The following is a 25,764-nucleotide window of genomic DNA, read 5'->3' as shown; positions in this document are numbered from 1 at the left end:
ATCTTTTATCTTTTATCTTTTATCTTTTATCTTTTATCTTTTATCTTTTATCTTTTATCTTTTATCTTTTATCTTTTATCTTTTATCTTTTATCATAAAAAAAACCTCCTTCACAACGAAAGAGGTTTTATTTATATCTGAATAATTTCAATTTATTTTTTTGCTCCAATTTTGCTCCACGTATCCATAACGAAAAGCAGGAGAAGACCAAGAGCTGCTGCTGCAGCTGAAAATACGAATTTAAGATTATCTTCATCCCCTAAAATATCTGTTTGCCAGTTGATAGCGTAAAGATTGATGGCAATGAAAACGATAAATACGACTAGAAATACTTTATAAAACTTCTGCATGATACTTAAAAATTAATATAATTCTGCACCAATTGAGCAAAATTTGCGGTGAATAATTTAATTGAAATCGCCAAAAGGATGATTCCGAAAACTTTCTGAAGGATCATCAGGGTAGCATCCCCTATCTTTCGTTCCAGCCACTTCGCTGATTTCAGCACCAAATATACGAAAATTGTATTAAGAATAATTCCGCAAATAATATTAATATCATGAAATTCAGCTCTGAGAGATAAAGCCGTCGTCAGTGTTCCGGCCCCCGCAACCAGCGGAAATGCGATGGGAACAATAGATGCAGCTTTTGCTTCGGTCGTTTTATTGATCTCAATTCCTAAAATCATTTCCAGCGCTATGACAAAAATCACAAATGCCCCGGCAATGGCAAAGGAATTTACATCTACCCCGATCAGCTTAAGGATCTTATTTCCAACAAACAAAAAAACGATCATAATCGCTCCGGCAGTAACCGCAGCTCTTCCTGCTTCAATTTTTCCAAATTTTTGCTGAAGCCCCACTATAATGGGAACAGACCCAATAATATCGATAACGGCAAAAAGTACCATGAAACTGGTAACAATCTCTTTAATAGAGAAACCATCAAAAATTTCCATCTCTTTGTAATTAAAAATTTCGCAAAAATATGAAAATAAACTGATTATTTGCTAATTTGTGAATATAAATTAACAATTGTTTTCAAAAGTTCTTCAAGACCTTCATTTGATTTCACAGGAGCATATTTTTCCATTTGAATTTTCTGCTGCAAATTGCTGTATTCTTCTGCTATTGAAGAACCTTTGTGCTTTTCTAGAAAAGTCTTAAATTCTGCGGCAGTGCCCAGGAAATACTGATTTCTCACTTCCTGATCCAATTCTTCCAGTGTCACAAAGAACTTTTCATATTCTCCATTATCCTTAAGGTTTTCAAGGTAGCCAAAATAATCATTGATATCCGTTTTCATCAGCTCTCTGATTTCCTTTTCTGTTTCAGCCACTGATCCTAAAGGTTTTGAAGGTACAGTTTCCCTAACTAATGTACGTTTTTTTTGCCAAGTTTTAAATAACAGATAGGCAACAAATAATCCTAGCAGAATAGCAATATTGATCAAAAGGATATTCCAGTGGAACTTACTTTTTTCTTTTACTTTAAATGAAGTTGTTTTTAAGACCGGTGTGTTTACCGTCTCAAGCAGGTTGTTCGTATATTCATTTACCTTTTCTACGGCAGAACGGGATTCCAGGATCTGGTCATGAGAGAAAGCATTTAAAGCTAACGTTTTCTGACCAAGATCTATATATTCCCTGTTTTCAGGATCGAAGAATGCAAAGTGTTCCGTCTTTATGGATATTTCACCGGACTTGTTCGGGATTACCACATAATTCGCCATAATCTCACCTTTCATCCCTGTAGTTCCGGGGGAGACTTTAGAGGTAATCTTTGGGGCAAAAACCTCATAATCAGGAGATGCCGCGATCTTAGGCAGCTCCATATCCGGCAAATTCCCTTCTCCGGAAACTTTTACCACAACATTCAGCGGTTTTTTAGCCTCAATTTTTTCTTTGGATGCGTTATAAACACTTACATTGAAATTTCCTACAGCGTTTTTGAAGCATTCAGGAGCTCCCTCCGGAAGTTTTCTGACGTTAAGCTTTACTTTATTGGAAACAATTTTACTTTTATTGGAATAAGAGCTTACAGATGCAGATACAGCGGGAACTTCCACATATCCTGCTTCATTCGGGAATACCATAAAGACAGCCAGAACCTGTGAGGGCATGTTTGCATATCCTGAAGGATCTATTTCAGACTTATTGAAGTTAACCGGGTGCACATTGATATTGTCCTGTTGCGGAAGGCGGATGTTCTTTACTTTCCGAAGATTATCCATATTTCTGGAATAAACCCTCAGCACAGCAAGGGTAGCCTGATCCTGATAGACTTCCCTGTCTTCTATCTCCATATTCAGGTACACATCATTGGAAGTATTACTTGCCAGAGATCTTTTTTCGACAATATCACGGATATTGACATCGAAAGGTTCTGTTTTGTAGATCCTGTTATTGACCGTAACCAATACCGAACCGATTTTTATTTTTCCTTTCTTCTTCGGTTCAAGGGCAATTCTTGATACTTTTTGAGTGATTAATGTATTGGTCGAAGGATCAATAACGGTATTGGTCACAGATCCGCTTCCTATAATATTGAATTTTGAAAGGTCCGGAAGCTGAAAGCCTGTCTGCTGTACAAGGTCACTTCCGTTCAGTTCCAAAACAATAGTAAGATTTACAATATCCTTTCCTCCGTATTCGGCCTTGTCTGCATCCAGGGAAAGGCTTACCTGTCCGTAAGTAATCACGGATACCAGTGTGAGCAATATGTAAATCAGTTTGTTCTGCATCACCAATCTTTCTCGTTGCTTTCAGGCATCGAATAAGAATTTTTGTTTAAAATTCTTCTGGCGGTTTCTTTTTCTTTTTCGTTGATTTTATCTAAGATCGCATTTTCAAGGTTCTTTGGCATTCTGCCTTCATTATTCTGATTCTGCTGAGGGTTGTCACCCTGCTCACTTTTACCTTCATTCTGCTGGCCATAGCCCTGATCCTGTTTCTGGTCTTTATCACCTTTCTGATCTTCACCTTTGTTCTGATCATCACCACCGCTGCCTTTTCCTGAGTTATTCTGCTGGTTTTTCTGTTGTTTTTCTTTTTCTTTCAGCTTGGCAATTTCATAATTTTTCCGGGTTGCCTCACTGTATGGATTTTGCTTCAGCGCCTTTTTATAATAATCTGCCGCCTTTTCCGGCTGGCTCATCTGCATATAAGCATTTCCTAAATTGTGAAGGGCTGCAGCTTTATCAGGAAGGGTCTGGGAAAGCTTCTCAGCCTTTTCAAATTCCGCTTTTGCCTCTTCATATTTTTTACTTTTATACAAAGCATTCCCCATATTGTAGTGAGCCGTAAAATCCTTGTCATTGGTTTTTACTGCTTCCATGTATTTTGAGGATGCTCCTTCATAATCTTTGCCGTCAAACTTTTGATTACCTTCGTGAACTAATGTCCTATAATTTTCCTGCCCAAACAAGGAGCCTGAGAATGAGAAAGTAAGAATAAACGATAAAAATATGATTTTAGTATTCATTACTTGCAAAATTATTCCTTTATATGTTAAGAAACAGAGTTTTATTTGTTAAAATTCGGTTAAAGTACCTATAGAATTTCTTCTATAGAAAAGGGAAAACTACACATTAAAATCTTTTTTAGGATTAAAAATATAAATTAAAAAGAAAAACAGGATAGATACCGCCAGAAAATACTGATAATAATGATTGGCATTCTGTGATTTTACCAGGGTTTCAGCTCCTGAAGACTTCCTGTTAACGGCATCAATGATCCTGTCCGGAGCTTCATTCAGGTTATTCCCGTCAATATAGGTACCCCCTGTAGATTCTGCCATTTTTTTCAGGGCTTCTGTCTGTCTTTTTGAGATGACCGTTCCTCCATTGACATCTGTTTTGTATCCCATCAACTGGCCAAAGACATATTCAGGAACCGGAGCACCTTCATCAGTACCTATCCCTACGGAAGTAACGCTGATCCCTTCTTTATTCGCAAGCCTTATCGCTGCATTATCATTTCCTTCATTATCCTCTCCGTCACTCAGCAATATTACTTTTCGGGACCCTTTGCTTACATTTTTAAATTTTTCAACGGCAGCCTGCATTCCCTTCAGGAAATCTGTTCCCTGGACTTGCATAGAATTGGTTTCAATACCGCTGATATAGGTTTCCGCAGAATTATAATCGGTAGTCAGAGGCATGATTGATATCGCCTGCCCGGCAAATATGACAATTCCGACCTTATCATTTTTCATCTTCTGCATCGTTCCCAGCATCAGATTTTTGGCTTCGGCAAGACGGCTTGGATCAATATCCTCCGCATTCATCGAATTGGAGACATCCAGCATAAAGATCACATTATTCAGCTTCTGAGTACTTTTTACCTCTTCTGAACCATTCAGAAGGTCTATGATCGAAAAGATCAGAAACAGAGTTCCCAACAGATATAATGCAGGAAAAAACTTTGTAAATCCTGACTTTTTTTCAAACAGGTTATCATGAAACTGGCTGGCTGCAAAAACTTCTCTCTTCCTGCTCCTCCATTTCAAAAAACGGATCAGAAAAGAGGCTAACAGTGGCAGAAGCAACAGTAAAAACAAATACCAATAATTTCCTAAAGACCAACTCATCAGCTTAAAATTTTATAAAACACCCATCTCAACAATGCATCCAGTACCAGCATTCCCAAAGCAATCCACAGGAATATCTTGAAATATTCATCGTAATTGTAAAGTTTTGACACTTTCACATCAGATTTCTCCAGCTGGTTGATCTCGTCATATACTTCTTCAAGGCTGCTGTTGGAAGTAGCCCTGAAATATTTTCCTCCTGTAGTCTGTGCAATTTCCCGCAAGGTATTTTCATCTATGGTTACCTCCGTCTCTGTAAAGATCAGGTCACCAAAGATATCCTGTGAGGTAGGCATCAGCGCGTATCCATTGGTTCCGATTCCTATGGAATACACCTTTATATTATTATTTTTTGCCAGTTCAGCAGCGATCTGAGGAGGAATGGCATTCTGAATATTGCTGACCCCATCAGTCATCAGAATGACCACTTTACTTTTAGCTTTACTTTTTATCAAATGATTCACTGCAACGGAAAGTCCTTCTCCAATAGCCGTCCCCGGTTCAAGACCTGCAGAATTCAGGTGTTTTATTTCATCAACCACCACCTGATGGTCCGAGGTGACCGGAACTTTCGTAAAGGCCTCCGCAGCATAGGCTACGACTCCTATCCTGTCATTGGGACGCTTTTGGACGAACTTTACAGCAATATCTTTCAATGCGGTGATACGGTCAGGATTCAGGTCTTTTGCCAGCATACTGAGAGAGACATCTATTGACAGCATGATATCAACGCCTTTGGTATCATCCCTGTCCTGTGAAACCGTAAACGTTCTCGGTCTGGCCATCGCAATGATCAGAGCAGAGAGCATGACATACTTTGATATTTTTAATAAAAAAAGGGCTCCGCGAATCCCGCTGCTGTCATCCATATTTTTCACGGTAGGGACTTTTATTCCTTTTCTTTTCCGTTTACCTGCATCTTTTATAAGAAGAGGGATAAACAGCAGAAAAAGCAGCAAGAACCATGGACTGTAAAACTCAAAATTAAACATCCTTTCTCAAGTTTTCAAATTCCAGATCTTTGGAGGATCTTTTTACAAAATCTCTGATATTGGCAAAGTCCTTTTCCATCGTTTCCTGATCCGGAAATGTCTTGGCAAACTTCACAAGGTCTCCCCTTAAGAAAACGTCTTCCACTATTTTCTCATTATCCTGGGAGATCGTATTATTATTCTTCATCACCTCAATAAGATCGTCAGTAAGAAGTACGTCCGCAGGAAGATGATATTGTCTGGTAATAAACTTTCTGGAAATATCGATCAGCTCTACATAGAACGAACGGAAATCACCTCCTTCAATATATTTTTTCTTTTTAAGGGAATCGAGTTCCTTCAATGTCTGATTCGTTGCTACTACCGGAGAATTCTTTGACTTTCTTCCCCATTTTACAATCATAATGATGGCAATAAGCAGGGCAATAGCAGCCAGCGCCGCCAGAATATAGAACTTATAGAGCTCCCAATAGTCTTTAGCAACAAGCTGTACTTCCTTATTTTTCATGATATCATTGATCTGATCCGCTTTCTGAGCTGTATTAATGACATCTATTTCATAAGGAATGGTCTTAAGTACCTTATCTCCTATCTTAAATTCAAGTTCGGGAATGGTAAATTTTCCTTCTTCAAAAACGGCGAATTCAATTTTCCTTTCGTAAGAATTGGCAGTCTGCCCGATGCTGTCCTTTATTTCTTCAAAATGAAAGGGAAGCAGCTCGTTTTTCGGGGCGGAAATTACCTGCTGCTCGTTAAGGTTATCGATCTTGACGACAAGATGGTTGACCTCACCTAAGGCAATTGTTTTCTTCTCTATATTGGAAGATAATATCTGTGAAAAAGCATTCGCACAGATCAGAAAAGATAATATTAAAAGTATTTTTCTCAATGTTAAAATAATAAAGGCTGATGCCTGATGTTTTTATTTACGGGATATACCCATTGTTATTTTTTCTGAAAATAATTATACAATAATTTTGAATAATCTGAACCGGTATTGATATTCATAAAGCCGGCTGAGCTGTTGGCAAAATCATCTTCTAAGGTTCTTAATTTTTTCTTTTGAGCTTCGGCAAAGGTATATCTCCATCTTGCACTGGAAGTATTGGCCCAGATTTGCTTTCCTGTTTCCGCGTCATATAAAAGCGTATAGCCCACATCAGGAATTTCATTATCCTTTTCATCATAGATCCTCATCCCCAGCAGCTGATGTTTCTTTGAGGCTACCCTCAGCATCTTGGAATCATATTCATCCTCAAAGTCTGAAAGCAGAAAAACCAGCGATTTTCTTTTAAAGATCCCCATCATATATTCAAGGGCCTTGTCTACTTTAGATTCTGCCGGGATATAGTCTGCGGTCAGAATATTACTGATGATCGAAAGGATATGCTTTCTTCCCTTCTGAGGGGGAATTACTTTATATACTTTATCCGCAAACAGGATCAGTCCTACCTTATCATTATTTCCTGCTGCTGAAAATCCCAGGCTCGCAGCGATTTCCGCCACATATTCCCTTTTCAGCTGTACTTTGGTTCCGTAATCCATTGAAGCGGAGATATCCACCAGAAGCATCATCGTCAGTTCTCTTTCCTCTTCCATTACTTTTACGAAAGGCTCACGGAAACGGGCTGTTTTGTTCCAGTCGATTCTTCTAATCTCATCTCCAAACTGGTACGGACGCACTTCAGAGAAGGTCATTCCCTGCCCTTTGAAGGCACTGTGATATTGCCCCATCAAGGCAGCTTCCGTCTTTTTTCTGGTACGGATCTCGATCTGCTTTACTTTTTTTACAATATCTTTTATCTGCATAAACGAGATGGGTTTAAAGTTCTAAGTTTAAGGTTTGATGTTTAAGCTGTACTGAACAGGAGGTTGAAATAATAAACTTCTAATTTCTAAAATCTAACTTCTAACTTCTGAACTCAATGGAAACATTCGACCATTCATTATCAAACTTAGGACTGTATTTTTTATAAAAATTGATTGCCGGCTCATTCCAGTTCAATACCTGAAATACCATTCCGTTATAATTATTATTTTTTCCGTATTCCAATGTGGTATCAAATAATTTCTTTCCGATCTGCATCCCTCTCATTCTTTCTGTTACCACCAGATCTTCAAGATATAATCTTCTTCCTTTCCAGGTTGAATATCTGTCATAATATAATGATATTCCCACAATTTCTCCATCTGCTTCAGCTACAAAAGCTCCCCAAACCGGAGATTTTCCAAAACCATCTTCGGTAAATTCGTTTAATGTAACGGTAACTTCATGCAAAGCCTTTTCATATTCCGCCAGTTCCCTGATCAAATCCAACATGGAAGCACAGTCGTCCTGAACGGCTTTTCTAATAATTACATCACTCATTATGGTGCCTGTATTTTTGCTAAAATTCTGTTGATGATCTCTTCTGTTGTAATTTCTTCAGCTTCAGCTTCGAAGGTTAAGCCCATTCTGTGTCTCAATACATCTTTAGCCAATGCTTTTACATCCTCAGGAATCACAAATGCCCTGCCTTTTAAGAAAGCATATGCTCTTGAAGCGATAGCAAGATTAATTGAAGCTCTTGGAGAGGCTCCGAAACTGATATAGTTCTTCAGCTCAGAAAGGCCGTAGTTTTCAGGATAACGTGTTGCGAATACCATATCCAGGATATATTTTTCAATTTTCTCATCCAGATAGATCTGATTGATCAGCTCCCTGGCATCTACAATATCCTGAAGCGAGATCACAGGCTTCACGGTAGGCTGATGTGAAGTGGAGACCATTCTCATCACCTGTCTTTCATCTTCAAAAGCAGGGTAATCTATGGTACATTTCAGCATAAAGCGGTCACTCTGCGCTTCCGGCAATAAATAGGTTCCCTCCTGATCGATCGGGTTCTGGGTAGCCAATACCAGAAACGGCTTGGGCAGCTTCATGGTTTCATCACCAATAGTCACCTGCTTTTCCTGCATCACCTCCAAAAGAGCTGACTGCACCTTCGCCGGCGCACGGTTGATCTCATCCGCCAGCACAAAGTTGGCAAATACAGGTCCTTTTTTTATAGAGAAATCATTGTCCTTGATATTAAAAATCATTGTTCCCACTACATCGGCAGGAAGCAGATCCGGAGTAAACTGAATTCTTGAAAATTCACCATGAACGGCATCAGCTAAGGTTTTTATCGCCAGGGTCTTGGCCAATCCCGGTACTCCTTCAAGAAGAATGTGTCCATTGCCTAAAAGACCTACCAAAAGGCGGTCTACCATATATTCCTGGCCAATAATAACTTTGTTGATTTCCTGTCTCAGAAGAGAAAATAAGTAGTTTTTTTCTTTTACTTTTTCCGTCAATTGACGGATATCTTCTGCTTGATATGTATCTGACATAGCTTGATTTAAAATAAGTGGTAAATTTCTGATAAATACTTGCATTAATCAACACAATGAATGCCATTTTTGAGTTAAAGTTTGTTAAATATTCCAGTATTGATGCAATACCCGGAACATCTGAAAGCTTAAAACTCAATAAGATTATCAGATTTTTCATAAAAATATATAAATTTTGCTTTAATCGCCTGCTCAAAAATTGTCATTTCCAGTTTATTAAACTATTTTTGGAGATTAAAAATTCTGCAAAAATGAATTATCATTTTCAAGCACACAGACAGGTAAGAAAAAATCTTCTGGACATCCTTCAGAATACTTCCCATGAAGATCTGCTGCTGATTCCTGACGGTTTCAACAACAATATTTACTGGAATATTGCACATACTGTTGCTACCCAGCAGCTGCTGCATTATTACCTGAGCGGAAACCCTTTCCGTATTGATAAGTACTGGATTGAAACCTATAAAAAAGGAACCTTACCGAATTTAAACGTTCATAAATCCGAAGTGGAAGACTTAGAGTTCTTACTTACAGAAACTTCGAAGATCTTAATGAAAGATTATGACAGTGATTTCTTCTCAGACTACACTCCCTACACTACAAGCTTCGGGATGGATCTGAAAAGCATTCAGGATGCCATTATCTTCAACAATATACATGAAAGCCTTCACTATGGCTATGTGATGGCACAGAAAAGAGCAATTTTAGGAGAGAAAGGAAGATAGTGAATCTTGCTTGCTGCGCAAGTCAATTGTCAATAGTGAATCTTATACATTTCAAAATTGGCTTACGAAGTAAAATTCACTATTGACAATCCACTTTATAATATATATAATAAATTTTCAATGAAAGACGATTTTATTTTCGGGCTGCGTCCCGTGATTGAAGCAATTGAAGCGGGAAAAACGATTGACAAGATCTTTGTGCAGAATGCACTTCAGGGTCCTATTTATGCTGAACTGAAAGCGATTTTAGCTAAAAATAAAATCCGTCCCAATTATGTTCCGGTTGAAAAACTGAACCGTTTTACAAGAAAAAACCACCAGGGTGTGGTGGCTTTTATTTCGGATGTTCCGTTTCATAAAGTGGAGGATATTGTTCCACAATTATTTGAAGAAGGAAAAACACCTTTCTTATTGATTCTGGACAGGCTTACCGATGTAAGAAACTTCGGAGCTATCTGCAGAACAGCAGAATGTGTAGGGATTGATGCTGTAATTATTCCTGAAAAAGGAGCGGCACCCATCAATTCTGACGCCATAAAAACCTCTGCAGGAGCTATTTATAATATTAAGATCTGCAAAGAGAATAATCTTGCCCATACAGTAGATTTCCTTCAGCAAAGCGGAATTTCCGTATATGCTGCCAGTGAGAAGGCACAAAAGTTAATTTATGATGTCAGCTTCACAGAACCATGCGCTATCGTTATGGGAAATGAAGAAACAGGGATTTCCAAGGAAGTATTGCATCATTCTGATGAAAAAATAAAGCTGCCAATTGAAGGAAAGACCCAGTCTCTGAATGTTTCTGTAGCATGTGGGGCAATCTTGTATGAGGCCGTAAGACAAAAAATGACAACAGTATCTAATCCTTAAAACCTACTTTCAGAATGTACTTCGGAACCATTATAAATGAAGTAAAATCATTCTTGGTACGAATTCTGCACAATCTGACAGATCTTCTAAAAAAAGATCAGCCATTGCAGAAGACTTTTAATAAATAGTAGAATTTAAAATTAAAAAAATTAGAAAATGAAAAACATAGCAGCTCTGGCGCTAATCTCATCTATAGCCCTTGTATCCTGTAAAAAAGAAACAGCAAAAATAACCAAGGTAGATCCCAAAACGGGAAAAACAGTGACGGTGGAAGTTCCTGCCGATTCTGTGGCAAAAGTTGCAGAATATCCGGCCATTAAAGATTCCGCGGGGATCGTTACCCAGTCTTTCAAGCTCGAAAAAGGAAAAACATATCCTCTTACAACTTACCAGAGAGATGTAAAAACGATGACAGATCCTCAGGGGAAGTCTCTTACCGGCACCAGCGAGTCTACGGATGAAATGAATTTCACCGTAAATGATATCAAAGGAAATGTATATGACATGACCCTTAACCTGGTTGCTAAAAGGAGCTCGCAGTCTGCACAGGGGAAAACGATCGTTGTAGACACCAAGCTTCCTATTCCGAAAGAAGATGAGCTTAAGATGATCTGGAATATCAACAGAGCCCTTACCGGAAACAAGCTTGAAATGCAGATGGATACCAAAGGGAATGTACTTTCGATCAAAGGCTTTGACGCGGTTTACACAAAAGTATCCGATGCAGTGGGAACCCTTATCAAAGATGCGAACGAAAAAGCGAGCGTTGTAGCAAGCCTTAAAGAATCTTTCAATGAAAAGGTATTAAAGGACCAGTTCCATAAAAACCTGACAATCATCCCTAAAAAAGGAGTAAAAGTAGGTGAAAAATGGAGCACTTCTGAAAGCGCTGATCCGAGCGGAAGTGTAAAGGTAACCTCAAACTACGTTTTAAAGAGCTTAGGCAACGGAACAGCTGAAATTGCTGTAACCGGAGGTATTCCTAAGAAAACGGAAAAGAAAAATCAAGGCCCGATCACACACAGCTTAAGCAGTGAGCTTGTACAGAGCGGAACTATCAAATTTGATGAAAATACAGGATGGATCACCAATCAGAACATCAATGTAAAAACGACACAGATTGAAACGATTTCAGATGGAAAGCAGTCACAGTCTATGAAAAGCGTTTCCAATTCTTCTGTAATGGTCAATCCTTCCGCTAAATAATTGAAATAAATACATTTGAGGGTGAAAGTGTTTAAAGTATGAGAGTGAGAGGAAACTAAAAGCCTCAAACTTTAAACCTTGAACCTTCAACTTTAAATTAAGAGAATTATGAAGTACATTCTTGAGTTAGTACTCTCTGCAATTGTTATTTTCTTCGTGTGGAACATCCTGAAAAGGATCTTCTTCAAGACTTTTTACAGCTATCGTTTCAACAACAACGGGAATCAGAATAACAGACAGCAGGATATCCACAACTCGAATAAGAATAATAAACAGAACCTTAAATGGGATGCGGAAACTGTAGACTATGAAGAGGTGAAAGAGAGTAATGACAAAAGGTAAAAATTACAAGAAATAAAAGATAATAACCAGCATGGCAAAAAATAAAAACTTAATTTATATTGCAGCTTCACTAGTAATATTTATAGTTTTAGCATTTTTATATTCCACTCCTGTGTTTACAGGGAAACAGCTTTTCCAGCATGATATTGTACAGTACAGAGGAGGAGCAAAAGAACTGCTCGACTATAGAGCCAATACAGGAAACGAAACCTACTGGAGCGATTCTATGTTCGGGGGAATGCCTACCTATCAGATGGGTAGCCAGTTCAAAGGTGACATCATCAAGAAGATCGACAGCAATCTGAATTTCCTGCCAAGGCCGGTTAATTATCTCTTCCTGCTTTTTGCAGGTTTTTTCCTTTTAGGAATGGTAACCGTCCGAAACTGGAAGTATGCTTTGCTAGGCGCTACTTTCTTCGGGTTGTCAACCTATTTTTATATCATTATCGCAGCAGGACATAACGGAAAGGTTAATACCATTGAGTATTTCGCACCGCTTTTAGCCGGAATCTTACTGATCTACATCCGAAAACAGTACATCTGGGGATTTATCGTCACTACTCTATTTATGGGGCTTCAGATTGCAGCGAACCACCCGCAGATGACCTATTATCTGTTTCTGGCATTAGGATTTTTATTCCTGTCTGAGCTGATCAGAGCGATCCGGAAAAAGGTTCCGATGAAGCATTTTCTTATTTCTTCGGGAATCATTGCGGCATCGTGCATCATTGGAGTCGGAATGAACTCACAGAGAATCATGGCCAATTCCGAGTATGTAAAAGAAACCGTTCGTGGAAAACAGATCCTGACCAACGACAGCCATACTTCCGGAAAATCCGGAATGGATAAGGAAAGCATGCTGATGTGGAGCTACGGGCAGCTTGAAACCTTAAACCTTTTCATCCCAAGATTAATGGGAGGCGGAAGCCAGGAACCGGAAGGAAAAGCAATGATGAACAGAGTTCAGGAACTCGTTCAGGAAAATGTAGGTTCACAGGCGGAAATGGACAGAATCTCAAAAGGGTTCAGCGGAATGACCTACTGGGGTGACCAGCCGGGAACTTCAGGACCTGCCTATCAGGGAGCTATCGTATGCTTCCTTGCCGTATTGGGATTCTTCTTCGCATCAAAAAAATACCGTTACTGGATCCTGGGAGCTTCTATCCTGACTATTCTACTGGCTTGGGGAAGCAACTTTATGCCATTATCTGATTTCTTTATCGATTATGTACCGTTTTATAATAAATTCAGAGCACCTTCTTCAATCCTGGTCGTAGTGGAATTATTATTCCCGCTGATCGCAATCTTAGGATTATACAGGTTCTTTACAGATGAAAAGCTGACTGAGGAATACAAACAAAAAATACTTACCTATGTAAGTGGCGGAACATTAGGATTATTATTAATTCTTTTACTCTTCGGAAAATCACTATTAGGATTTGCCACAGAAAGTGAAAAGACTTATTTCCCGCCTTTCCTGCTTGATTATCTTGTGGATGAAAGATATAAGCTGTTCAGAACCGATGCTATAAAAGCACTGATCTATGTAGCCATTGCCGCGGCCGCTTTATTCTTAAGTCTAAAGAAAAAGCTCAGCCAGAATATCGCATTAGTGATCATTGGAGTGGTAAGTTTGTTTGATCTGTGGACTGTAAACAAGCGTTATTTGAATGACGAAAATTACGTAGACAAGATCTTTGCAGAAAATCCTTTCCAGACTGAAAGTTCAGATCTTCTTGCAGAAAAAGTGCAGGGAAATCCGAATCTGGAATCTATTCTGGCCAACGTGAATATCAACAAAACATTAGAAACCATTGCAGAAAGAGATAAAAGCCACTATAGAATCTATAACCAGACTTTAGGAGTGACCAGTGAGACGAATACGTCTTATTTCAAAGCTTCAATTGGGGGTTACCACGCTGTAAAATTAAGAAGATACGACGATCTTTTGAATGAATATATCTCTAATATTGACAGTGTAAAAACGCCGAATATCCTGAACCTGTTGAATACCAAATACATGGTTTTCGGAGGTCCTGATCAGCCACAGGTAGTACCCAATCCAAAAGCGAACGGAAACGCATGGTTTGTAAGTGACTTAAAGTTTGCAGATACTCCTAACGAAGAGATTAAATCCATTGGAGTAATTGATAATAAGAAAACGGCTGTTATTGCCTCATCTGACAAGGCATATTTTGACAATAAGCCTGTTCAGGCAGACTCTACAGCATTTATCAACCTTGCAAAATATCAGCCTAACGAGCTGGAATTCAAATCTCAGTCGAAAACGCCTCAATTAGCCGTATTCTCTGAAATCTATTATCCTCACGGCTGGAAAGTTTTGGTTGATGAAAAAGAAGTTCCTTACATCAAGGCTGATTATTTGCTTCGTGCCGTACATGTTCCTGCAGGAAGCCACCATATCAGAATGATCTTTGAACCTGAGGTGATTGAAAAAGGAAAATGGATCTCACTTCTATCCTTCGGATTATTCATCGCCCTGGCAGCATTTGGAATTTTCTGGATGAATAAAAACAAGAAAAGACAAATTTTAACAGAACAAGAAGCCTAATTCTATATTGTCACATGTCATTCAAAATGGCAAACAAATCAACATGGAACAGAAGAAAATATTGATCATCACCTATTACTGGCCTCCTGCGGGAGGTCCTGGTGTTCAAAGATGGCTGAAGTTTGCCAAATATCTGCCTGATTTCGGGTGGAAACCTGTCATTTATACCCCGGAAAATCCAAGCTACCCTTTGCTGGATGAGACTCTGATGAAAGATGTTCCTGAACATATTGAAATGGTAAGAACAAAGATCTGGGAGCCTTATCAGCTGGCTGAAAAGCTTAATAAAAGCAATAAAAAATTTAAAGCCGGACAGTTTGATGTAGGTAAGAATCAAAGCTGGAAATCCAGGCTTTCGATATGGATAAGGGGAAATTTCTTCATTCCTGACGCAAGGGTATTTTGGGTGAAGCCTTCCGTTCAGTTTCTGGAAAAATACCTGAAGGAAAATAAAATAGATACTATCGTAACTTCCGGTCCGCCCCACTCCCTTCATCTGATCGGCTTAGGACTTAAAGATAAACTCCCTAACCTGAAATGGATTGCCGATTTCCGTGATCCATGGACGGAAATTTCATACTACAAGCATTTAAAATTAACCAAAAGTTCCGACAAGAAACATCGCCAGCTAGAAAGTGCGGTCTTTAAAAACGCAGACATTACCCTCGCCACAAGCTATACTGATGCTGAAAATTTCAGGAAGGCAGGAGCCAATGCGGTTTGTATTACCAATGGATTTGATGAAAGTGATGCAGCTGAAAAGGCAAAAAGTCAAAAAGGCGAAGAGATCAATGGGCAAAATAGTGAAAATAAATTTACCCTAAGCTATATCGGAGTTTTAGAACAGCTCAGGAATCCTGAAATCCTTTGGAGAGTTCTTGATGAACTGGTAAAAGACGATCCGGAATTTGCAAAATATTTCAGCTTAAAATTTGTAGGAAGAATTGATGATAAAATTTTGAATTCTATTGAAAACACAAGCCTGAAAGAGCATATTGTGAATCTGGGATATCTTTCTCACGGTAAAGCTGTTGAGGAAATGCAAAATTCGGATATGCTACTTATCACCAACTTCCCGAATGAATCATCAAAAGGAATTATTCCCGGAAAGATATTTGAATACCTTGCTACAGGAAAACAGATCCTTTCATTCGGACCGGATAAGGCTGATGTAGAAAAGATCCTGGAAGAAACCCGGGCAGGAAAGCATTTCAGCTATATTGATCATGAGATCCTGAAAAAATTTATCCTTGAAAAGTTTGAGGGCTGGAAAAATGGAACCCTTACAGCCAATACTCAGGGAATTGAAAAGTTCTCAAGGAGAAACCTTACTCAGCAACTGACTGAGATTTTATAAAAAAGAAGCCGGAGGCTGGAAACCTGAAGTCCATTATCATCACTAAGATAGCTAATGACCTTCTAAAACTCTTATTACTTACAACTAAAAGTAAATTCCATCCTCCCGCTTCTAACTTCTAACTTCTAACTTCTAACTTCTTAAATCGTCCACTGATCATTCACTACAGCGACCAGGTAATATTTACCCTGAAATTCTTCAAATGCAAAGCGAACCGTTTTCCAGTCCATTTCGCCATATTCTCCATTTTTGTCAATACCTTTCAGATAATTTTCTGTAAAATCGCTTTTAGGATAAATTTCTTTTAAATTATTCAAAGAATTACCTCCTCCAATAAACTTATTCAGTGAATACTGACCTGCTGTAAAATCTTTTGTGAAAACCCATTTCCCAAGGTAATCATTGATCGTTGCTTTGTATGGATCTCCGGATCCATCCAGTGCTCCCCAGGTGAATATTGTTTTGGTAGGCTGATATTTTTCAAAATCAGCTTTTGAGAAGTGCTTATCCTCTTTTACATTGACAAAGGCATACATTGAAAAACGGATTCCTTTTTCAGGATGGATCAATGATGCAAAAGCTTTGTAATCTTTATTCTTTAAAGTCTGCAGGACCTCATCATTGCTTTGTTTTAATGCTGTCTCTTTAGCCGCATTATTTTTAACTGCGCTTGCAGCACTGTCAGATTTCGCCTGTGCCATGGAGTCTATCTCATTGGGAACAGGCTTACCAACCTCCTTCTTACAGGCTATAACCAGCCCCAACACAAGCATTGAAATAAATAGTCTTTTCATATTTAAATTTTTGGCAATAGATAAAAGCACCAAAACTGATGCCAAGCAGGATTTGTGATGTGAGTTTGAAGGTCTGAGGTAATAGTGTTTTTGCCCCATCCTCCCAATATCTAACATCTGAGTTCTAACTTCTCATTTCACAAATACATCGTACCTTTGTTCTATGGAAATTTTGGACATTCTCATTATAGGAGCCGGGCCTATCGGTTTAAACTGTGCCATTGAAGCCCGGAAAAATAACCTGAAATATGTAATCATAGAAAAAGGAACCATTGTCAATTCCTTATACCATTATCCTTTGTATATGCGATTCTTCTCAACAGCTGAAAAGCTGGAAATTGACGGTATTCCTTTTATTTCCACAGCTCCCAAACCGGGGAGACAGGATGCCTTGGAATATTATCAGGGAATTGCCAGACAAAAAGCACTGAACATTCATCTCTATGAAAAGGTTCTGAATGTTTCAAAACATAACGGAATATTTGATATTGAAACTTCAAAGACAAAATACCAGGCAAAAAATGTGGTCATTGCAACCGGATTTTATGACATTCCCAACCTTATGAATATTCCGGGAGAAGATCTACCGAAAGTCAGACATTATTATACAGAACCTTATCCTTATGCCAGACAGAAAGTAGTGGTGGTAGGATCGAGCAATTCTGCAGTGGATGCAGCTCTTGAAACCTATAGAAAAGGAGCTGAAGTGACCATGATCATCCGTCATTCTGAGATTTCAAAAAGTGTAAAATACTGGGTAAAGCCGGATATTGAAAATAGAATTGCAGAAGGCGGTATTACAGCTCATTTCAGTTCAGAGATCGTTGAAATCAAGGAAAGATCTGTTGTTTTTAAAACCGTAGACCAACAGATCCACGAGATTGAAAATGATTTTGTTCTGGCCATGACAGGGTATCTTCCCGACTTTGATTTTCTGAAAAATTCAGGAATCCAACTGAATGGTGACTGCCTGAATCCTTTCTATAATCCTGAAACGATGGAAACAAATATCCCTGATCTTTACCTTGCCGGCGTCGTATGCGGAGGAAAAGACACTCATCTCTGGTTTATTGAAAACTCCAGAATCCATGCGGATATGATCATTAATTCAATTTTATCTAAAACGCGATAAATAATTCACTTATAAACAATAAGATCCATAAAATTCACCGCCTTCTATAGGCAGAAATTATATTTTTTGAATTTTACGCCTGTTTTTTTGTCTGTGTAACAAATACTTTTTTATTTTTGGTAATAGATTAGATCACAGAATATTAATTATTAAAGTTACTAGCCATGGCAGAAAGAAATTCAAGAGGAATTTTAAAATTCAACAACGGTGAAGGCCAAAAATTATTAAAACTTAATTACAGCGTCTCAAGAGCTATAGATACTTCGGGACGTGTAGCATCAGACCCTTCTAATGCTCTGATCAAAATTACAATAGAGGCAACAGAAAAAGCAGATATTCTGGAAAGCTTTCTGAACGGAAAATATAAGCCAACCGTAGGTGAAGTTACCTTCAACAAATCTCATGAAGAGGGAACATTAACCACATTAAAATGGACGAACGGTTACGTCATCCAACACGAAGTAGATTTCGATGCTGTGGACGAAAACAGTATGTATATCAGTTTTGTGGTAAGCGCAGAACAGATTGAGCTTGGTAATTCTTCTTATTACGGAGCATGGCCATCTTAGCATTTAAGAAACTACAGACAATAATATCAAAAATAAAAAACAGGCAGAAGTATAATTCTGTCTGTTTTCTATTATTAAACCATACTTGCTTTAAAGCAGATCATCCTCAGCCTTTGTCTTATCTTTAAGCATCCAGGGAATGATAAAATAAAAACCGGCTGCAATAGTTGCCGCCAATATCCCTGTCCCAATCCACAATATCCGGAATCCCAGTTTATCTGCAATCAGTGTTCCTATATATGGCGTAATGATAAATGCTATCGAAAAAGCCATTCCGTTCAGCCCCATATAAGCTCCTTTATTATTCTCTCCCGAACGCAGTGCCGTAATGGTCGCCATAAAAGGTAACGTCCATATCTCTCCTATGCAAAGCAACGTCATGGAAATCAGAAGCACAACTATACTGTAATCAAAAGCCAGCATAGCATACGAAACTCCACACAGGAAGGTTCCGATCAGCATGGTAAAAGCCAAGGTAAAATACTTTTCTGCCAGCTGCACAAACCCCATTTCAAGCAGTACGATCAGAAAACCGCTATATCCCAGGATATATCCAATATTCTGCTGGCTCAGATGCGCCGTATCCTTATAGAATATCGTCAGGGTACTGAACAGCTGGAAAAAACATATGGAAAAGAGCATACAGAACACACTGTAGATCAAAAATTTGCCATCCCGGTAAGGAGAGCTTTCCTTTTTTATGACTATTGCTTCTTTTACTTTTTTCGCTTCCTGTTTTGCCAGCTTCGCACGTCCTCTGAAAAACCAGATATACATAAGCCCAGCCAGCAAAGCCGCTAAAGCATTACTGAAAAACAGGAATTCGTATGAAATAGCAGATAAAATACCTCCCAGTGCAGGACCTATAGAAAATCCCAAATTGACAGCCATACGGTTCAGTGAAAAAGCTCTGGTAATATTTTCAGGCCTGGCATATTTTGTAATGGCTACCGAGTTGGCCGGCCGGAAAGTTTCACTTACAATACTCTGAGCCAGAATAATCCCTGCCAGTCCAGCCTCCGTCGTAAAAAGAGGAATTAAACAAAATAAAGGAACACTGAGCAGTAAACTCAAACTCTGGACTCTGTATTCCCCTATTTTATCGGTAATCATTCCTCCCAGCCATGATCCGATGACAGAGCCAATCCCGAAAAAGCTCAGCACAATTCCTGAATTTTCAATACTAAAATGTAAATGATTGGTCATATAAACTCCCAAAAAAGGAAGTACCATAGAACCCGCCCTGTTGATGAGCATTACCAACGCCAGCATCCAACTCTCCTGCGAGAGTCCTTTGAAAGAACTCGTATATAAGTTAATTAGTTTCACAATAATGTCCTGGGGAAATTTGAAAATGCAAAGTTAGATAAAAATAGCCCAAACCCTTTATTTAAAACATTTTTTTATACATGACATTGATACAAACAGGCGATCATCTGTACCCGGAAAAAAGTGAATATTTTTGATATGCAAAGCTTAGAGGCTTTTATAAAATTCGTAAATTGCAGTAATAATAGCCCTTTTAACCTAAAATCACTAAAATACACTATAAAAAATAAATCAATACATAAGAATGGTAACCTACGAGAATTTACACGACACCTTATCTTTTTATAGTATTGACTGCCGCCAATCCTATTATATCTCTTCAGGAAAACCCATTTTTAACTTCCCAAAGGCTCCTTTCAGAATGGATTATTATGCCTTATGCATCTGTACGGCAGGAGAAATAAACATTGAGATAGACCGTAAGCAATATAAAGTGAATACCAACAGCTTTCTCATTGCCGCCCCTTCCACCATTGTAAAGTTTATCAAAACAAGTGATGATTTTATGATGAAGCTATTATTCTTTGATAAAAATTTTCTGATCAAGAATATTTCGAACCCTTTTATCATTGAAAAGATGAACCTTTTCTCCAAAGGTTCTTACAGTATTGTGAAAACGACTGCAAGACATTCTTCACAGCTTCAGAACCTGCTGGACTATCTTAAAAAGAAATCCCGGAAACAGGGAAAGTTTACAGAAGAAATTATCCGTACCATTATCTTCAATCTGCTGCTTGAAACTGCAGAGATCATAGAAGATGAAAATGGCGCAGCTTCGGAGAAAGAAGAAGGAAAAAAAGACCTTTATCTGAAATTCAGTAAACTGATCAGGGAAAATATCAGAGAGCAGAGAACCGTTCAGTTTTATGCCGATCAGCTTTGCATTTCCAATAAATACCTCATCGACCTTATAAAAAAGGCATGTGGAAAGACCCCTCACGAGGTCATTGATGAAACATTACTGAAAGAAGCTTATGTTATGCTTGGAAATCCTGATATCACCATCTCAGAAATTGCCTTTGAACTCCAGTTTAATTCCGCATCCGCGTTCGGACGTTTTTTCAAAAAACATACTTCCCTCTCCCCTTCTGAATACCGGATAAAAGAAAATATACAGTCGTAAGAATTTGGGGACAGTAATTCTGACATTGGGGATATACATTGCTTTTTGAATAGGAGTACCTTTATAATGTTAATTAAAAACAATAAAAAATGAGTACGATCAATTCAAAATTCGACAAAGTTTTAAATGCCTCTGACCAGTTTGGAAAAGTAAACCACGAACCGGATTCAAGTAAAGAGGTTCAGATTAACACTCCCGAAAAGACAATGCCTTTTTCCGACCAAATCGGAAACTATCAACGTAACAAAGGGATTCCTTTACAATCTTACGAAAACAGTAAAATATATATTGTCGGAAGCGGAATTGCGGGTATGTCTGCCGCCTATTATTTCATTCGTGACGGACATGTTCCCGGCAAAAATATCATTTTCCTCGACCAGCTTAACATCGAAGGAGGGTCCCTGGATGGCGCCGGTAATGCAAAGGACGGCTATATTATCCGTGGCGGAAGAGAAATGGATATGACCTATGAAAATCTATGGGATATGTTCCAGGATATTCCTGCACTGGAGCTACCTGCTCCGTACAGTGTACTGGACGAATACCGCCTTATCAATGACAATGACCCGAACTATTCTAAAGCAAGGCTGATCCATAATCAGGGACAGATCAAGGATTTCAGCAAATTCGGACTTGAGAAAAAAGACCAGCTGGCAATCGTAAAACTTTTATTAAAGAAAAAAGAAGAGCTTGACGATCTGACCATTGAAGATTATTTTGCGGAATCATTCCTCAACAGTAATTTCTGGTTCTTCTGGCGTTCCATGTTCGCTTTCGAAAACTGGCACAGCTTATTGGAGCTGAAACTGTATATGCACAGATTCCTGCATGCTATTGACGGGATGAAAGACTTTTCGTGCCTTGTATTCCCGAAATACAACCAATATGATACCTATGTCACCCCATTAAAGAACTTCCTCGTTGAAAAAGGGGTACAGATACAATTCAATACTTTAGTAAAGGATCTGGACATCCATATCAATACCGAAGGAAAAACAGTAGAAGGGATCATCACCGAGCAAAACGGAGAGGAGGTAAGAATCCCCATCGGAAAAGATGATTATGTCATCGTCACTACAGGATCAATGACAGAGAGTACTTTCTATGGAGATAACAACACGGTTCCGGAAGTAACCATAAATAACAGCAGTGCAGGCCAAAGTGCGGGATGGAAACTTTGGAAAAACCTTGCCGCTAAATCCGAAGTATTTGGAAAACCCGAAAAATTCTGCAGCCATATTGAAAAATCTTCATGGGAATCCGCAACATTAACGTGCAGACCGTCTGCTTTCACGGAGAAGTTAAAAGAATTGTGTGTAAATGATCCTTATTCAGGGAAAACAGCAACCGGAGGTATTATTACCATTACAGATTCTAACTGGGTCATGAGCTTTACATGCAACAGACAGCCACACTTCCCTACACAGCCGGATGACATCCTTGTCGTATGGGTATACGCCTTATTAATGGATAAAGAAGGCAATTATGTTAAAAAAACAATGCCTCAGTGTACCGGAAACGAAATCCTTGAAGAGCTTTGTTACCATCTGGGAATAGCAGATAAGCTTGACAATGTCATTGAAAATACGATAGTCCGTACCGCGTTCATGCCATACATCACCTCTATGTTTATGCCAAGAGCACAGGGAGACCGTCCGAGAGTCGTTCCTGAGGGATGTACCAATTTAGGATTGGTAGGACAGTTTGTAGAGACCAACAATGATGTTGTATTCACCATGGAAAGCTCTGTAAGAACAGCACGAATAGCCGTTTACAACCTTCTTAACCTCAACAAGCAGGTTCCGGACATCAATCCGTTGCAGTATGATATCAGGCATTTGTTAAAAGCCACTCAGGCGCTTAATGACTATAAGCCATTCTTAGGAGAAGGTATCTTAAGAAAAATTCTGAAAGGAACCTATTTTGAGCATATCCTGGTCAACCGTCCGGAAGAGAAAGAAGAGCATGAGTCTTTCTTTATGGAGCAGGTTGGAAAATTCCAGGATTGGATTAAAGGAGTAAAAGGCTAAACAGGCTTATAAAATAAAACTGTTTTAAAAGTCTGTTATTACAGCTTACTTTTAAAACAGTTTAATCTTCAATATAAAAATAAATCTCATGGATTTTAAAAATATAACGGTAGCCGGAAGTGGCGTATTAGGATATCAGATCGCTTTCCAGACTGCCTATCACGGATTCAAAGTTACAGTTTATGATATCAATGACGAAGTACTGGAAAAAGCCAAAAGTAAATTCACCGATTTAAGCGAGGCATATAAACGGGATTTGAATGCGACACAGGAGCAACTGGATGCAACATTTAAAAACCTAAGCTATTCATCTGATCTTGCAGAAGCGGTAAAAGATGCAGATCTTCTTATAGAAGCTGTTCCTGAAGATCCTTCCATCAAAACCGAATTTTACCATAAGCTTGCTCAGGTAGCTCCGGAAAAAACGGTATTTGCAACCAACTCTTCCACCCTTCTTCCAAGTCAGTTTGCAGAAGCTACGGGAAGGCCTGCAAAATTTGTAGCGCTTCATTTTGCCAACGAAATATGGAAGCACAATACAGGAGAGGTCATGCGACATCCGGGAACTTTGCAGGAAGTATTTGATTCGGTTATCAAATTTGCCAAAGCCATCGGAATGGTAGCACTGCCCATTTACAAAGAACAGCCGGGATATATTGTCAACTCACTGCTCGTTCCGTTACTGGGAGCGGCTGTCAATCTCTGGATCGACGAAGTTTCAGATATTGAAACGATTGATAAAACATGGATGGTCGCTACCGGAGCTCCGGTAGGCCCGTTTGGCATTCTGGATGTCGTAGGAATTACGACAGCTTATAATATCAACAAAATGGAAGCAGAAGAAACTCAGGATCCATTGAAGATTAAAGCGGTTGAAAAATTAAAAGAAGACTATATTGATAAAGGAAAGCTAGGTGTTCTGACAGGTGAAGGGTTTTATAAATACCCCAATCCTTCTTATCAGGACAAAGATTTTCTGAAATAATATCCGGAGTTTCAAATTTAAAACTATTAAAATAAAAAAGCAGGACTCATATTAAGTCCTGCTTTTTTTATCATTGATCTTTCCTGAAATTATTCAGGCTTATAAGAATCTTTCAAAGTTACTGTACGGTTGAATACCAGAGAAGAATCCGTAGAATCCTGATCTTTGGTAAAGTATCCGATTCTCTGGAACTGTAATGGTTCTCCTACCGCCACATCTTTCAGGCTTGGCTCTGCAAAACCTTGAATGGTAGTCACAGATTCAGGGTTGATGAAGTTTAAGAAGTCCACATCCTTTTCAGCGTCAGGCTGTTCTACTGTAAACAATTGGTTGTAAATTCTCACTTCTACAGGGATAGCATGTTTTGCAGATACCCAGTGTAAAGTTCCTTTTACTTTTCTTAAACTTTCTTCCGTTCCGCTTCCTGACTTACTCTTCTCATCATAAGTAGCGTAGATGGTAGTGATCTCACCATTTTCATCCTTCTCTACTCTTTCAGCTTTAATGATATAAGCAGATTTCAGACGAACTTCTCCGCCTAATTTCAGTCTGAAGAACTTATTATTAGCTTCTTCTTTGAAGTCTTCACGCTCAATATACAGTTCTCTTGAGAACGGAATTTCTCTAGTTCCAGCATTTTCCTGTTCAGGATTGTTTTCCGTATCCAGCCATTCTTCCTTGTCTTCAGGATAGTTTTCGATCACCAATTTTACAGGATCTACAACAGCCATTACACGCCTGGCCACTTTATTCAGGTCTTCACGTACACAGAAGTCAAGCAACTGGATTTCGATCAGGTTTTCTCTTTTGGCCACTCCTACTTTATCAATAAAGTTTCTGATAGCAGCCGGAGTAAATCCTTTTCTTCTCATTCCCGAAATAGTAGGCATTCTGGGATCATCCCATCCGGTCACCACGCCTTCAGCTACCAATCTCTGAAGCTTTCTTTTGGAAGTAATCATATAGGAAACATTCATCCTTGCAAATTCTCTCTGCTTAGGGGCCACTTTAGCTTCATCATATACCTGCTCCAGGTACCAGTTATAAAGAGGTCTGTGGTTTTCAAACTCTAATGAGCATAATGAATGCGAAACCTGCTCCAGGTAATCAGACTCTCCGTGTGCCCAATCGTACATCGGATAGATCTTCCATGCCGTGCCTGTTCTGTGGTGAGGTCTTTTCAGTATCCTGTACATCACAGGATCACGCATGTTCATATTCGGTGAAAGCATATCGATCTTTGCACGAAGTGACATTGTTCCTTCTTCAAACTCTCCGTTTTTCATTCTTTCGAACAGATCCAGGGATTCTTCTACCGGACGGTTTCTGTAGGGAGATTCAACTCCCGGTTCTGCAGGATTTTTTCTCTGTTCCGTAATCACTTCAGAAGGCTGCTCATCTACGTAAGCTTTTCCTTCTTTGATCAATTGTACTGCCCATTCATAAAGCTGCTGGAAGTAGTCTGATGCATACAATTCCTTGTCCCATTTGAAACCTAACCATTCAACGTCTTTTTTGATAGAATCTACGAATTCCTGTTCTTCTTTTTCAGGATTCGTATCGTCGAAACGAAGGTTTACGGGAGCGTTGTATTTTTCGCCCAGCCCGAAGTTGATGCAGATGGCTTTTGTATGCCCTACATGCAGGTAACCGTTCGGCTCAGGGGGAAAACGGAAACGGATCTGATCTCTTTTCAGTCCGTTTGCCAGATCATCTTCAATAATTTGCTCAATAAAATTGAGGGATTTTTTTTCTTCTTCCATTAAATTAGCTTTTA

General features: G+C 38.9%; 24 protein-coding genes. 11 read left to right on the top strand and 13 right to left on the bottom strand.

Going from position 1 to position 25,764, the window contains the following annotated elements; all coding sequences use genetic code 11:
- Nucleotides 1-152: 152 nt before the first annotated feature.
- From AC4IF5_RS13555 to AC4IF5_RS13510, 10 genes are all read right to left on the bottom strand, one after another.
- A complete protein-coding gene (locus AC4IF5_RS13555) occupies nucleotides 153-350 on the bottom strand; it encodes a hypothetical protein (protein WP_490735341.1) in 198 nt (65 codons plus the stop codon).
- A 5-nt stretch (nucleotides 351-355) separates the two neighbouring features.
- On the bottom strand, nucleotides 356-958 hold the full coding sequence (locus AC4IF5_RS13550; protein ID WP_490735339.1) for a MarC family protein: 603 nt from the start codon (nucleotides 956-958) through the stop codon (nucleotides 356-358).
- Nucleotides 959-1,002: 44 nt separating this feature from the next.
- Entirely contained in the window at nucleotides 1,003-2,742 is a 1,740-nt protein-coding gene (locus tag AC4IF5_RS13545; RefSeq protein ID WP_490735338.1) for a BatD family protein, read from the bottom strand.
- Complete coding sequence (locus AC4IF5_RS13540; RefSeq protein WP_490735336.1) at nucleotides 2,742-3,482, bottom strand: tetratricopeptide repeat protein; 741 nt, start codon at nucleotides 3,480-3,482, stop codon at nucleotides 2,742-2,744. Before AC4IF5_RS13540 ends, AC4IF5_RS13545 begins: the two co-directional genes overlap by 1 nt.
- A gap of 99 nt (nucleotides 3,483-3,581) precedes the next feature.
- The gene (locus AC4IF5_RS13535) at nucleotides 3,582-4,589 is read right to left on the bottom strand and encodes a vWA domain-containing protein (protein ID WP_490735334.1); all 1,008 of its coding nucleotides are present in this window, start codon (nucleotides 4,587-4,589) and stop codon (nucleotides 3,582-3,584) included.
- Nucleotides 4,589-5,581: a VWA domain-containing protein gene (locus AC4IF5_RS13530; RefSeq protein WP_490735332.1), complete on the bottom strand. Its 993-nt coding sequence runs from the start codon at nucleotides 5,579-5,581 to the stop codon at nucleotides 4,589-4,591. The genes AC4IF5_RS13535 and AC4IF5_RS13530 overlap by 1 nt, the downstream gene beginning before the upstream one ends.
- Complete coding sequence (locus AC4IF5_RS13525) at nucleotides 5,574-6,470, bottom strand: BatD family protein (RefSeq protein ID WP_490735331.1); 897 nt, start codon at nucleotides 6,468-6,470, stop codon at nucleotides 5,574-5,576. The genes AC4IF5_RS13530 and AC4IF5_RS13525 overlap by 8 nt, the downstream gene beginning before the upstream one ends.
- A 56-nt stretch (nucleotides 6,471-6,526) precedes the next feature.
- Complete coding sequence (locus AC4IF5_RS13520) at nucleotides 6,527-7,390, bottom strand: DUF58 domain-containing protein (RefSeq protein ID WP_490735329.1); 864 nt, start codon at nucleotides 7,388-7,390, stop codon at nucleotides 6,527-6,529.
- Nucleotides 7,391-7,490: 100 nt separating this feature from the next.
- On the bottom strand, nucleotides 7,491-7,949 hold the full coding sequence (locus AC4IF5_RS13515; protein WP_490735327.1) for a GNAT family N-acetyltransferase: 459 nt from the start codon (nucleotides 7,947-7,949) through the stop codon (nucleotides 7,491-7,493).
- Nucleotides 7,949-8,953: an AAA family ATPase gene (locus tag AC4IF5_RS13510; RefSeq protein ID WP_490735325.1), complete on the bottom strand. Its 1,005-nt coding sequence runs from the start codon at nucleotides 8,951-8,953 to the stop codon at nucleotides 7,949-7,951. Before AC4IF5_RS13510 ends, AC4IF5_RS13515 begins: the two co-directional genes overlap by 1 nt.
- 251 nt (nucleotides 8,954-9,204) lie before the next feature.
- Between AC4IF5_RS13510 and AC4IF5_RS13505 the strand changes: the two genes are divergently transcribed.
- The 6 genes from AC4IF5_RS13505 to AC4IF5_RS13480 all read left to right on the top strand — a co-directional run bounded on the left by AC4IF5_RS13505 (nucleotide 9,205) and on the right by AC4IF5_RS13480 (nucleotide 16,025).
- On the top strand, nucleotides 9,205-9,678 hold the full coding sequence (locus AC4IF5_RS13505) for a DinB family protein (RefSeq protein WP_490735323.1): 474 nt from the start codon (nucleotides 9,205-9,207) through the stop codon (nucleotides 9,676-9,678).
- A gap of 120 nt (nucleotides 9,679-9,798) precedes the next feature.
- A complete protein-coding gene (gene rlmB / locus AC4IF5_RS13500; RefSeq protein WP_490735321.1) occupies nucleotides 9,799-10,548 on the top strand; it encodes a 23S rRNA (guanosine(2251)-2'-O)-methyltransferase RlmB in 750 nt (249 codons plus the stop codon).
- Nucleotides 10,549-10,704: 156 nt separating this feature from the next.
- Nucleotides 10,705-11,754 (top strand): DUF6263 family protein, encoded by a 1,050-nt coding sequence (locus AC4IF5_RS13495; RefSeq protein ID WP_490735319.1) that lies wholly within the window; start codon nucleotides 10,705-10,707, stop codon nucleotides 11,752-11,754.
- Nucleotides 11,755-11,862: 108 nt separating this feature from the next.
- Nucleotides 11,863-12,096 carry a hypothetical protein gene (locus AC4IF5_RS13490; protein ID WP_490735318.1) on the top strand — a complete coding sequence of 78 codons (234 nt, stop codon included), beginning with the start codon at nucleotides 11,863-11,865 and terminating at the stop codon, nucleotides 12,094-12,096.
- 31 nt (nucleotides 12,097-12,127) lie between these two features.
- On the top strand, nucleotides 12,128-14,668 hold the full coding sequence (locus AC4IF5_RS13485; RefSeq protein ID WP_490735316.1) for a YfhO family protein: 2,541 nt from the start codon (nucleotides 12,128-12,130) through the stop codon (nucleotides 14,666-14,668).
- Nucleotides 14,669-14,711: 43 nt separating this feature from the next.
- Nucleotides 14,712-16,025, top strand: a complete 1,314-nt coding sequence (locus AC4IF5_RS13480; protein WP_490735314.1) for a glycosyltransferase family protein — start codon at nucleotides 14,712-14,714, stop codon at nucleotides 16,023-16,025.
- Between the two features lie 140 nt (nucleotides 16,026-16,165).
- Here the strand turns inward: AC4IF5_RS13480 and AC4IF5_RS13475 are convergent, their stop codons facing one another.
- Nucleotides 16,166-16,819, bottom strand: coding sequence for a hypothetical protein (locus AC4IF5_RS13475; protein WP_490735313.1), 654 nt, complete (start codon nucleotides 16,817-16,819; stop codon nucleotides 16,166-16,168).
- Nucleotides 16,820-16,982: 163 nt separating this feature from the next.
- Between AC4IF5_RS13475 and AC4IF5_RS13470 the strand changes: the two genes are divergently transcribed.
- Entirely contained in the window at nucleotides 16,983-17,951 is a 969-nt protein-coding gene (locus AC4IF5_RS13470) for a YpdA family putative bacillithiol disulfide reductase (RefSeq protein WP_490735311.1), read from the top strand.
- Nucleotides 17,952-18,115: 164 nt separating this feature from the next.
- Complete coding sequence (gene tssD / locus AC4IF5_RS13465; protein ID WP_490735309.1) at nucleotides 18,116-18,520, top strand: type VI secretion system tube protein TssD; 405 nt, start codon at nucleotides 18,116-18,118, stop codon at nucleotides 18,518-18,520.
- Between the two features lie 90 nt (nucleotides 18,521-18,610).
- On the opposite strand, the gene AC4IF5_RS13460 is transcribed toward tssD, so the two are convergent.
- Nucleotides 18,611-19,792 carry an MFS transporter gene (locus AC4IF5_RS13460; protein WP_490735345.1) on the bottom strand — a complete coding sequence of 394 codons (1,182 nt, stop codon included), beginning with the start codon at nucleotides 19,790-19,792 and terminating at the stop codon, nucleotides 18,611-18,613.
- A 301-nt stretch (nucleotides 19,793-20,093) separates the two neighbouring features.
- Here AC4IF5_RS13460 and AC4IF5_RS13455 point away from each other — a divergent pair, with 301 nt between their 5' ends.
- From AC4IF5_RS13455 to AC4IF5_RS13445, 3 genes are all read left to right on the top strand, one after another.
- Entirely contained in the window at nucleotides 20,094-20,972 is an 879-nt protein-coding gene (locus AC4IF5_RS13455; RefSeq protein WP_490735308.1) for an AraC family transcriptional regulator, read from the top strand.
- A gap of 89 nt (nucleotides 20,973-21,061) precedes the next feature.
- Nucleotides 21,062-23,002, top strand: a complete 1,941-nt coding sequence (locus tag AC4IF5_RS13450) for an oleate hydratase (RefSeq protein ID WP_490735306.1) — start codon at nucleotides 21,062-21,064, stop codon at nucleotides 23,000-23,002.
- A gap of 88 nt (nucleotides 23,003-23,090) precedes the next feature.
- On the top strand, nucleotides 23,091-23,987 hold the full coding sequence (locus AC4IF5_RS13445; protein WP_490735304.1) for a 3-hydroxyacyl-CoA dehydrogenase: 897 nt from the start codon (nucleotides 23,091-23,093) through the stop codon (nucleotides 23,985-23,987).
- Nucleotides 23,988-24,076: 89 nt separating this feature from the next.
- Here the strand turns inward: AC4IF5_RS13445 and AC4IF5_RS13440 are convergent, their stop codons facing one another.
- Nucleotides 24,077-25,750, bottom strand: coding sequence for a glutamine--tRNA ligase/YqeY domain fusion protein (locus AC4IF5_RS13440; protein ID WP_490735302.1), 1,674 nt, complete (start codon nucleotides 25,748-25,750; stop codon nucleotides 24,077-24,079).
- Between the last annotated feature and the right edge of the window lie 14 nt (nucleotides 25,751-25,764).

The sequence above is a fragment of the Chryseobacterium sp. UF-290 genome (assembly GCF_058245615.1).
Note: the sequence above shows the minus strand (reverse complement) of the source record. Positions and strands in the feature narration are given on the sequence as shown.